This is a genomic window from Chloroflexus sp. MS-CIW-1 (genome assembly GCF_030444705.1).
In the GTDB taxonomy this organism is placed as follows: domain Bacteria; phylum Chloroflexota; class Chloroflexia; order Chloroflexales; family Chloroflexaceae; genus Chloroflexus.
In genome coordinates, this window is sequence record NZ_JAUBWR010000004.1 from 1 (window position 1) to 10418 (window position 10418).

At 55.7% G+C, this 10418-nt stretch carries 10 protein-coding genes; all 10 read right to left on the minus strand.

The window, feature by feature from the left end; translation table 11 throughout:
• Positions 1–175: 175 nt before the first annotated feature.
• Positions 176–2077 carry a magnesium chelatase ATPase subunit D gene (gene bchD / locus QTO31_RS19000; protein WP_301430725.1) on the minus strand — a complete coding sequence of 634 codons (1902 nt, stop codon included), beginning with the start codon at positions 2075–2077 and terminating at the stop codon, positions 176–178.
• Between the two features lie 87 nt (positions 2078–2164).
• Positions 2165–3277 (minus strand): magnesium chelatase ATPase subunit I, encoded by a 1113-nt coding sequence (bchI, locus tag QTO31_RS19005; RefSeq protein WP_031460353.1) that lies wholly within the window; start codon positions 3275–3277, stop codon positions 2165–2167.
• Between the two features lie 133 nt (positions 3278–3410).
• A complete protein-coding gene (locus tag QTO31_RS19010; RefSeq protein WP_028457136.1) occupies positions 3411–3605 on the minus strand; it encodes a hypothetical protein in 195 nt (64 codons plus the stop codon).
• Between the two features lie 4 nt (positions 3606–3609).
• On the minus strand, positions 3610–4362 hold the full coding sequence (locus tag QTO31_RS19015) for a DUF169 domain-containing protein (protein ID WP_301430727.1): 753 nt from the start codon (positions 4360–4362) through the stop codon (positions 3610–3612).
• Positions 4362–4523, minus strand: a complete 162-nt coding sequence (locus QTO31_RS19020; protein WP_173424565.1) for a hypothetical protein — start codon at positions 4521–4523, stop codon at positions 4362–4364. The genes QTO31_RS19015 and QTO31_RS19020 overlap by 1 nt, the downstream gene beginning before the upstream one ends.
• Before the next feature lie 40 nt (positions 4524–4563).
• Positions 4564–5799: a chlorophyllide a reductase iron protein subunit X gene (locus QTO31_RS19025; RefSeq protein WP_301430728.1), complete on the minus strand. Its 1236-nt coding sequence runs from the start codon at positions 5797–5799 to the stop codon at positions 4564–4566.
• Positions 5800–5872: 73 nt separating this feature from the next.
• Positions 5873–6862: a zinc-binding dehydrogenase gene (locus QTO31_RS19030; RefSeq protein ID WP_031460356.1), complete on the minus strand. Its 990-nt coding sequence runs from the start codon at positions 6860–6862 to the stop codon at positions 5873–5875.
• Between the two features lie 81 nt (positions 6863–6943).
• On the minus strand, positions 6944–7432 hold the full coding sequence (gene bchF, locus QTO31_RS19035) for a 2-vinyl bacteriochlorophyllide hydratase (protein WP_367620661.1): 489 nt from the start codon (positions 7430–7432) through the stop codon (positions 6944–6946).
• On the minus strand, positions 7432–8259 hold the full coding sequence (locus QTO31_RS19040) for a class I SAM-dependent methyltransferase (protein ID WP_301430731.1): 828 nt from the start codon (positions 8257–8259) through the stop codon (positions 7432–7434). The genes bchF and QTO31_RS19040 overlap by 1 nt, the downstream gene beginning before the upstream one ends.
• A 67-nt stretch (positions 8260–8326) precedes the next feature.
• The gene (locus QTO31_RS19045) at positions 8327–9685 is read right to left on the minus strand and encodes a BCD family MFS transporter (RefSeq protein ID WP_301430732.1); all 1359 of its coding nucleotides are present in this window, start codon (positions 9683–9685) and stop codon (positions 8327–8329) included.
• Positions 9686–10418: the final 733 nt, after the last annotated feature.

Below are 10418 nucleotides of genomic sequence, written 5' to 3' on the forward strand. Positions count from 1 at the left end.
CTTCCATACGGAGAGAGAAAAGGAGAGATGAGCGCAGCAGTGGCGATTCTGCCACCGATACCGCGTTCACGAACTAGATCACCCCTCTCCCGCAGCGCGGGAGAGGGGCCGGGGGTGAGGGCTATCCGCAACGCGGGAGCGGGGTCGGGGGTGAGGGCTACCTTCCAAAACACCCCTACCCATCCTCACTCGCAGCGATCACTGCATTCGCGATTTGATCACCGCGTCCGTTGGGGAGATAGACGTATCGTCCGCCGAGCCAGGCCGCCAGTTGTTGGGCTTCACCCCGCGATACAAAGCTGCGTTGAGTGTCGATAACCACCGCGCCAACACCGGCAGCCCGGAGTCGGCCAGCCAGTTGCTGTACCTCCTGGCGGGCCTGTTCAAGCCGGCGCGTCTTATCCATTGTCGGATCGGCCTTGAGCGGCACATTCGGTCGTCCGTCGGTGATCAACACAATCGTCGTGCGATAGATACCGCGTGCACGTGCCTGTTCGCTGATCTGATATGCGGCCAGTAGGGCTGCTGCTAAAGGTGTGCCACCGCCGGTCGGTAACACATCAAGCGCTCGTTTTGCCAGCTCAACGCTTTGTGATGGGGGAAGCAACAGATCGGCGCGGTCACCGCGGAAGGCCAGCAGAGCAACCTGATCGCGGTGAACGTATGCCTGTTGCAAGAGTGCATTAACGGCGCCTTTTGCCTGTCGCATGCGGTGTAGCGCCATCGAGCCGCTGGCATCGACCAAAAAACAGAAGAGCGTCCCCGCCTTTGAACGATACTTCTTAATATGCAGGTCATCGGCTCGAAGGTGAATGCGACCACGCCGATGCGGATGGTGTTCCGCAGCGCGTAGCCGTTGCCAGGGTGCTGCCGCTCGGAGGGTTGCAATGACGTCGAGCCGCCCTTGCGCCGGTTTCCCCGGCACCGAACGAATGTGGCGTCCGCGTTGACCCGAAATGGTTCCCCGCGAACCGCTGCGTCCGCGTCGGCGCACGGTAAAAGGAGTTTCGAGGATGTCCGGCGGTACCTCCGTTTCCATGGCCGCTAAAATCAGATCTTCGACCGTCAGTTCATCATCGGGAGGTTGTGGTGGCTGATCGTCCTCTTCGTCTGAGCGGTCTTCGTCTTGCTGCTGACTCGGTGGCGGTGGGGCTGGTTCAGGTGTCGGCGGAGGCGGCGCCTCTTGCGGTTGCATGTCGGGTAAGCGGGTAGCCCGTGGCAACATCACCAATCGTACCGCCAATTCGAGGTCTTCATTGCTTACCGTTTCGCGACCGGCTAGCGCTGCTGCGGCGCGAGCTGCACGCACCGCGAACATATCGGCGCGGTGGCCTTCAATCCCGAGCGCTAGTGCCGTCAGACTCAATTGCTGGATCTGCTCATCGCTGATCGTAACCGAGGGCAGTAGTTCGCGGGCTGCCAGAATCCCGGCCAATACCAGCGCTTCGTCATCTTCGTAGTCGGTAGTGGGCTGCAAATTGCGGCGCACTACTTCTGCTCGAGTTGTTACTGGTGCTTTCCCGATTGGTGCCACAATCAATCCCAGCCGATCAAGAAGATGACGTCGTGGTGGCCCTTCTGCCGGATCGTAAGTGACTAGCAATACAAAGCGCGCCGGTTCGACGACCGAGATACCTTCGCGTTCAACCCGTACCACCCCACTATCGAGCGCACTCAAAATGTGGTTAATGGTACTATCGTCGAGCAAATTGACACTATCAACGTAGAGCATTCCCCCATTGGCACGCGCCAACAGACCACTGCGATGGACACGCTCACCCGTTGCCAGGGTAGCTTCGATGTCGATACCACCCAACAACCGATCTTCACTGACGCCAACTGGCATCTCTACTAACTGACAGGGTAAGGTTGGGTCGAACTCGTGCCCACCGGCCAGCATACGGGCGAAGGCACGCACTAGGGCACTCTTGCCGGTGCCAGCACCGGCGCCGATGGCAACCCCTGCTAACTTCGGATCAACCGCCAACAATAAGAGTGCCTGCCGTGCCGCTTCTAATCCGACAATAGCCGTAAATGGTAGCGGCGCTGCTGGTAGTTCTCTGGCTTTCTGCACCATATCAGCATTCCTCTCAACGCGACGATGTTGCCTCCTTTTGCGATTCATGGCGGAGCGAGGCAGCTCCTCGCTCCAGCCTCACATCGCTTACGGAGTCAAAACCTCTTCGACGGCACGCTCGATCCGTACCGCATCATCTTGCGTTTCGAGCGGGTCTTTGCGCAGGCGGTGGCGCAGAGCCAGCACCGCAATACGGCGCACATCTTGAATGGTTACCTCATTCCGGCCTTCGAGTGCTGCCAGGGCAGTTGCAGCACGGGCCAGCGTTAATTCGCCACGATGGCCATCGACCTCAAGTTTGACGCACAGTTCGGCAATCTTGTAGAGCACCGGATCGGACAACACAACTTCTGGCAGACGACGTTGCGCCTGCTTTATTTTGCGTTGTAGTTTCTGTGTCTCTTTCGACCACTTCTCGGTGAACGCAAACGGGTCGGCATCGTACTCGCGTCGGCGTTTCACAATTTCGACGCGCTCATTCACGTCGGTAATGGTGGTGATCCGTGCATGCAGACCAAACCGATCCAGGAGCTGTGGACGGAGATCACCCTCTTCGGGATTCCCCGACCCGACCAGCACAAAACGGGCCGGGTGACGTACACTTATCCCTTCGCGTTCCACCACATTGACACCCGACGCTGCCACGTCAAGCAGCACATCAACCAGGTGATCTTCAAGCAGGTTGACCTCATCAATGTAGAGGAAACCACGATTGGCGCGTGCCAGCAATCCGGGCGCAAAAGCCTGCACACCCTGGGTCAATGCCCGTTCAATATCGAGTGTTCCACAGACGCGATCTTCGGTAGCGCCGAGCGGCAAATCAACCACCGGTACTGGAATGTTAATGATCGCAGGCTTTTTGTGTTTACCGGTCTGGTGCTCTAGCGCCCGACACTGTTCACACAACCCGGCCATCCGGTCGGGTGCGCACGAATAAGGACATCCGGCAACTGCTTTGATCGGGGGCAACATGGCTGCAAGCGCTCGCACCGCAGTTGATTTCGCCGTACCGCGATGGCCCATTACCATCACACCCCCAATGGTCGGATTAACGACACAAAGTAAGAGGGCTAACTTTAATTCAGCCTGACCAACAATCGCTACGAACGGATAGGGTGGAACCGGCGCATTGGGAACGGGCGCCTGACCATTGGTTGACGGTTCGGTTACTGTGACTTCTTGCGCTTGTTCTTTGGTCATTGTGCAGCACCTTTGTCAAATAAAAAGCGGGCATCTGCCCGCCTGAACCGCTATACCCGAATCAGGCGGGACAGACAATCACAACCCACGAACGTCCAGTGCGATGGGTGCCGCAATCCCGCTACGGGCCAGATTAACGCTGCGACTTCACCACCGACCCTGCCGTTGGTTTCCGACCGGTGCGGGTCCGACGGGCATAGGCAGTGATGTTCGTCCACAAGAACGTTAGACCGAGACCGAGTACGGTCAGAATCAAACAGGCCCAGCACAGGATCGCTGGTGTTAATGGACCGATCATCTGAGTGGCTTCACCGAGTCCGCTTGGCATAGGTTCACTCCTCTCGCGATAGTTTCGCTTTTGCGGAATACGAAGGCATGATCACTTCACGCATTTTTTGTGGATCAATACGGAAGTTCTTTATTAATTCTACCACGTAGCGCAAATGTGATCGCGGGATGGAAACAAACATTTCACTCGGATCAAGCCGGTTATGCATTCGTCCACCGCCATCGCCAATCGCAAAGACTGAATTTTTAGTGTGCCATGGCGTAGCGAAAATCGAAGCGCACGCACTAGCACCCAGCTCACCCACAGGAAATGTGCCGATCCGCACACTGGCTGCGCCGGCGATTTGCATGGCGCGTTGTGGATCAACAACACAGACCATCAAATCGATAGGAACTCCCTCTGGCACATCATCGAGTGGTGCGGCAGCCAACGCTTTGATCATCCCTGCTGGTAATGCGTAGCTCTGTTGCTTGTTACAGGCAGCCGCTTCTGGGGTGTAAAATCCCTGCGCATCGGTTAAATAAATGCCTTGAGTAATGTATGGCCCTGGATCAGGATTGAAGCCGAGATGATACTGTCCTACCCAGCAGTCGTGATGGTTCGCATCGACATACACCCGTCTACCCTGTTCAGCTTCGCGCACAATCGCGCAGGCAACAATATTGACCGGTTCGTAGCCGGGTGGTGGCCCATCATAACAGTAAGTAATCGCTACCGGTCGGCGTTTGACCCGCATCCGTTCGGTCAAGAGGCGATGCAGCATTTTGAGATCGGGAATGTCGTCTTGTTCACTCATCATCGCCTCCAGAATGGATGTTGCAGATCAGGACTTTCCGCATGCAGTGCGGCGGCCGTCTGGCCCCAACGCCAGATCCATCCCTCGATCCACCAACGAATTCGCAATCGTAATGGTGCTACTCGATATTCAGTTTCCGTTTTGGTCAGGCGTAGCCACATCGCCCACCTCCATCATCCAACCTACGGTTACAACGCTCGATTACCGGTAGAATGGGCTGGCCGGTCGGCGCAGATCAACGTAGCGGAACTGCTCGCCCGAACGCTGTAATGCAGCTAGGATCGCCAGCTTGCTGTCGAGGTCGTCGGCATTGCCCATACAAATGGTAGTATGACCATCTACGGTCAGCATCATCCCCTTCTTCGGATCGTAATTCGCTTCCGTAACGTACATGCCCAATTCTTTTAGCAACCGTTTCACAACCATACGGGTAGGTGCATCCATCTCTGGTTTGTCGCCAACCGCTCGTTCCATCAGGTCAAGCGTAATAATCGGCTTCGGCTGTCGGATCTGGTGCTCGCCGAATAACTCTTCGGCAGTTGCACCTTCAGGGACGATGTCCGGCTCTTCGGCGCCAAACACACTCAGAAATGCTTTGTATTCGAGTGGTCGGACCTCTTCCATCTTCACTGTCGGGAGCGTGCGGTCGATAATCTGGCGGGCCAGCCGGTCGAAGAGTGCATCGAAGCGCGGGTCCTGCAACGCCAACTGGCAGGCGTCGGCCAATTCGCGCACTTTCCGATCAAGCGGAATACTCGCCAGCACGGGGAGATTGATCTTTTCGGCAAAGCGCGCGGCAACGCCGCTGCCGTCATCGCGATTGACTACCAGGCCCAACAGTTTCGTTCGCCCGCCCATACTGGCGAAATACTTGGCTGCGCTGGCAATATTGTTTGCCGCATAGAGGCTTTGGCGGTCGTTACCACAGAGGATAATCACCTCTTCCGCCAGGGAGCGGGAAAGTGGGGTTGCGAAACCGCCGCACACCACATCACCCAGAAAGTCCATGACTACATAATCAAGGGCCCACTGGCTGAGACCGAATTTTTCCAGCATATCGAAGCCGAAGGTGATCCCGCGTCCGCCGCAGCCGCGTCCTACCTCTGGCCCGCCAATTTCGCAACCATACACCGTTGCTGCCCCGTTCATAATCGTCGTCTTAAAGATAACGTGGTGAGGGGCCAGTTCGTCTTCACGTCCGGCTTCTTTAAACTCACGCCAGACATCACCGAGCGTTGGCAGGCTGACCCCGCCGAAGAGGGCATTGCAGCTATCGTGTTTTGGATCGCAGCCAAGCTGAAGAACCCGATTGCCGAGCAACGCCAGTTTGCCGACCAGATTGGTAGTGAAGAACGACTTTCCCATGCCGCCTTTACCGTAGACGGCCAACATCCGTGCGGTTGAACCGGTTTGCTTCTGTTTTGGATGGGCTGGCATACGTGATGTCTCTTTCCAGGCGTATTCGCTTGTCAGTAGCAGGTCCCTCTTTGAACGTGCATGCAATAGCTGGTTACTCAGCGTCCTGGTTATTTTGCGGCCAGGTCACTACAACCTTCAGACACGCCGGATCTTCGAGAGCCAGTCGATAAGCCGCCTGAATGCGTTCGAGCGGTACATAGTGGGTAAGCAGGCCATCCACCTTTAAGTCGCCGTTAGCCAGCAGATCACGAACCCGTGGGAGATCACCATCGGGGCCGAATTCCCACTCGCGAGCGATCAGAATTTGCGCTTCACGCATAAAGACCGGTGCATAGGGAATATTGATGTGATCGTAGTATCCCAACAGCACAACCCGACCATGGTCGGCCAAGAGTGGCAACGCGCCGGACAGGGCGCCCATTGAGCCAGTAGCCTCGATCAGCACATTGACTTTGGCTTCACCAATCGCCTCATCGAGCGATTCGCGCGTCACATCGATCACCTGATCGGCCTGACTGGCTTGCAACCGTACCGCTACCCGGTCGGCGACTGCCACGTGCTGGGCACCGGCATACTTAGCTAGACGGGCTGCTAGTTGCCCAACAATGCCCTGCCCTAAAACCAACACGCGATCGTTGCGCCGAATCTGGGCAATCTTGATGCCGTGGAGTGCAGTTGCAGCTAGTGCCAGTAACACACCCGTTGCCGGTTCGATTGATCCGAGCGGTACCACTCGTTCGTGTTCAGCAGTAATGTACTCGCTTTGCCCTCCCCAGGCGGCATTGACACCGCGGAAACAGCGTGCGCCGCCAATGTATACCCATTGCCCTAACAACTCTTTCGGCGCCTTGCTACCGACCTGCACAACCTGCCCAACCGTCTCATATCCAGGAACTACCGGGAAGAGGAGCTGGGGTTGCGGCAAGCGTCCATCAAGCAGCATCCGTTCGGTACCGGCGCTGATCGAGGTAAAGGCCGTCTTAATCAAGACATCCCCAGCTTTCGGATCATTCACCTGCACCGTGCGAATCTCAATCGTGTTCCGCTTGGGAATAACTACTGCCCGCGACTTGATCGGCATACGCTTGATCTACTTTCTAGTACGCCGTAGCGTAGTCTCAAGACTTCAACTGGTGGCTGTGCCACATCAATCCTCTGCCTGCTATTGCATTTTTGCCGTCCCTGCCGCCTGAGCCTGTATCTGGGCTTGCAACAAGCGTCGTTGCTTGGCCGATTGAATTCCTTTCACAATAAATTGTCCGGCGTTGAACAAATAGGTGACATACGCAAAGACCATCACCCACATCACGGTACGGCTATCGAGATGGAGCCAGACGGCGACGAAATAGGCGTTGTGGGTAATGATCGCGATCAGATTGCCGAGGTCCTCCCAGAAGAATTCGGGCGCCATGAAATACTTGCCGTAAATGTCGTGTTCCCACAACATACCGGTAATGGTGAGCGCCCAGATCAGAGCAATTTTGATCCACACACTGATCGTCGCAATCCAGTAACCCTCGCCGGTGACAAGATAACGGATCACCAGTGCAAAGCTAATGAGGAAGACAACAAATTGGATAGGTGCAAGAATGAATTGCGCTTTTGTCCATGGTGATCGATTGCGCCGTTCGAGTTGTTCGGGCGTATACATCATCTGCCTCCGCTCTGTTCAACCCGCGCCGGTATGCGCTCACCAACGCGATGTATTGTGAGAAGAAAGCGGTGTTCAACGATTTGCGGTTCGTTTAGATCGGGCCAGCGCTGTTGAGCCCAACTCTTCACCCGTGCTATTGCCTCGGCTAAAATATCGTCGCTCAAGGCCCAGGTTTCGGCATCGATCCGTGCTGCCATACCCTCGATCACCTCAGCAGGACTGAGGGTTCGCTGCCATCGTGCTGCTTCGATAGCCTCACCTATCACGGGTGCACCGAGCTTCGCCAGATGTTGACTCACTGCGGCTCCGGCGCCTGGCGGTCGTGCACCGGGGAGCAATTCCATCACGACCTGGCGCAGGTGGGCGCGTAGCATTCCAACACACGAACTGGGATCGCGCCAATCAACCCCCTGGATGATCAGACCACCGGGTTTCGTAACCCGCACGATCTCGGCCAGCCCACCACGCCAGTCAAGCAACAGGTGCAAGACATGCACTGCCAGCACTGCATCGAACGTCGTGTTGGCAAATGGAAGCGACTGGGCATCGGCCTGCACGAGCTGCAACGACATACCGGCCTGGGTTGCCCGTTCGCGTGCAGTTGCCAGCATGCCAGGTGAAATATCAATCCCAACCACGATCGCGCCCGCTCCCGCAACCGGCAGCGCAATCCGTCCGGTTCCCACCCCGATTTCTAGCACGAGTCTCCCCTGCCCGAGCTGACGCACAATCGCCTGCCCAATGGCGGCTGCGACATCTGGTGGATGGGCACGCTGCACATCGTACACACTGGCAATGTTGTCGAAGGTAATCTCAAGTGCCATAGCGGTGGATACATCTTTCCAGCGTGGGGGTGAAACCGCGTTTACCCCCACGATGATCAAAATTGTTTCAGGAGGCCGTATCCATCGCCAGTGCGGTGGTGATGTCCTGGCGGGTAAGACCCTTAAACTCCTGCACCGAGATCCCGCGCAGGATACCGGTTGCGACGACCATCAGCAACGCTTCCAGGCCGAAGACAAGCCCGTACCCAACGGTCGGTGATACCAGACCACCTTCGATCATCACCGTATGGCCCAGGCCGCTCAGGACATTAGCAAAACCATTCCCCAGTCCCTGCGCCATCCCCCACATTCCCATATAGAGACCGGTCTGACCTTCGACCGTCATCTCCATCATCATCGCCAGTGCACCGACATTAAACAGACCGATGCCGAGACCCATAATGAATAGGGCGGGCGAGATAATCTCGCGTTGGAGAGACAGCGCCGAGACCATCAGCATTGCCAGACCGCCGGCGATACCCAGCCCACCAATCGTTGCAATAGTCTTCTTCTGGATCGGGAGCAAGCTGGAGAGGATACCAATCCCGAGCATACCAAGCAGGGCGCCAGCACCCCACACTTGTTGAAATGCAGCAGTATCCTTCTGCGGCATTCCAAAGACCTCAGCACCGAATGGCTCCAGGATTGCATCTTGCAGGAAAATACCCATAATCGCCAGTAGTACGAAGGCGAAGAAGCCGCGTACCTGTGGGTTGCGCCTCATCAGGCCGGTAGCTACTCGCCACGTCTCGACTGGGCCGGCTTCGCCGCGCTCAGGAGCCTGGGCGAGTAGCCGTTGATGCTCTTCTTTCGAGATCGGCTTCTCCAGGCCAACTACGCCCAATAGCACAGTGATAGTTACGACAATGGGGGTCAGATTGTAAAGCTGTTGCATTGTCTCCGGCGAGTAGACGGGCATAATGACTCGCGAAACACCGGCGGAAACAATGCCACTAATGATGACAGTAGCCCAGATAAAAGCTACCACCGCGCCGCGCTCTTTCGGTGTGGTGACTTCAGCAATCAGCGCATTGGATGAGCTGCCGTTCATGGCCATCAACACGCCGAAGATGAAGATGAGGGCGAAAGCCTCAACTGTTGCGATAAACGAGCGTTCGCCTAGACCAATAGCAATGCTGGGTAAGGCGAGAAATACCAGCGCTGCACCAATATTTGACAAAATGACGTATGGCGTGCGCCGTAAGCCAAAGATGGGATAACGGTCGGTAAAGCGCCCCCAGTATACCTGAAAGAATGAGATGAAGTGGTGGAGACCGATCAACGTGGTGACGATCACCGCCATTGCGCCGAGGTCGGCAATCGATACGCGATTGAAGTTAAAGGTAAGCAAGGCGAACATCCACCCGGCGCCAACCCGCATCAGCGAGAGGCGAAATGTTTTGACGGCGAAACGGAGCAGGCCCATCACGCACACCTTTCTAGCTCTTTACACGGTACGAACGGATTGTGTAGCACAGAGTTTGTACTACTTTTTTCCTGTTAGCAAAAGGTTTTCGTTTGGCGGACGTGGCAACTGATCACTGTCGGTACGAGGCTTTTGGGATCCCATATCTGTGACCGAGTATAGCATATATTACAACCTTGTGCAATATTTGCAAAATTTGTGCAATCGCTTGTCAACCTCAAAATTTTGCATATTATCAAAAAGTTTTTTGAGTTACTGTTGGTACTCGGAAAAATTACACCTTTAGGAAAGCGAAGAAAGTCTTTGAAAGCCCAATTGCTAGATATAATTATCAATTGCATTGTAAATGCAACCATTTTGCGTGACCACTGCTGCACAGACGCAGTTGAGAAATCTTCACACCGTTTAGAAAACAACCAGTCGCAAGATTAGTACCTATCCGAATAACTGTCTCAGCGACGAGACGCTGTCTTGCTAACCAGGTTCATCCGTTGTGAACGTGACGATACGATATTCGGATCGGTGCTGACGTGTGCCGAATCGCAGCGCGTAGTGCTGCTTGGAGAATATGCGACGCTGTGCGCTATTGGCGAGACACGGTGGTGGCGGAAGGCAACGGCGAAAAATGTTTCGCCCTACTCCCCATCCAACGTCATTTGTCATTCCAATGTCACCGGTTCAGGGGATTCAGCATCGGTGCGATCAATACGGTTTCGGCGCCATCCCGTGATTG

Excerpts from the sequence above, each read along its gene's own strand:
- bchD (WP_301430725.1), bottom strand. The coding sequence starts at position 2,077 with ATGGTGCAGAAAGCCAGAGAACTACCAGCAGCGCCGCTACCATTTACG.
- bchI (WP_031460353.1), bottom strand. The coding sequence starts at position 3,277 with ATGACCAAAGAACAAGCGCAAGAAGTCACAGTAACCGAACCGTCAACC.
- QTO31_RS19010 (WP_028457136.1), bottom strand. The coding sequence starts at position 3,605 with ATGCCAAGCGGACTCGGTGAAGCCACTCAGATGATCGGTCCATTAACA.
- QTO31_RS19015 (WP_301430727.1), bottom strand. The coding sequence starts at position 4,362 with ATGAGTGAACAAGACGACATTCCCGATCTCAAAATGCTGCATCGCCTC.
- QTO31_RS19020 (WP_173424565.1), bottom strand. The coding sequence starts at position 4,523 with ATGTGGCTACGCCTGACCAAAACGGAAACTGAATATCGAGTAGCACCA.
- QTO31_RS19025 (WP_301430728.1), bottom strand. The coding sequence starts at position 5,799 with ATGCCAGCCCATCCAAAACAGAAGCAAACCGGTTCAACCGCACGGATG.
- QTO31_RS19030 (WP_031460356.1), bottom strand. The coding sequence starts at position 6,862 with ATGCCGATCAAGTCGCGGGCAGTAGTTATTCCCAAGCGGAACACGATT.
- bchF (WP_367620661.1), bottom strand. The coding sequence starts at position 7,432 with ATGTATACGCCCGAACAACTCGAACGGCGCAATCGATCACCATGGACA.
- QTO31_RS19040 (WP_301430731.1), bottom strand. The coding sequence starts at position 8,259 with ATGGCACTTGAGATTACCTTCGACAACATTGCCAGTGTGTACGATGTG.
- QTO31_RS19045 (WP_301430732.1), bottom strand. The coding sequence starts at position 9,685 with ATGGGCCTGCTCCGTTTCGCCGTCAAAACATTTCGCCTCTCGCTGATG.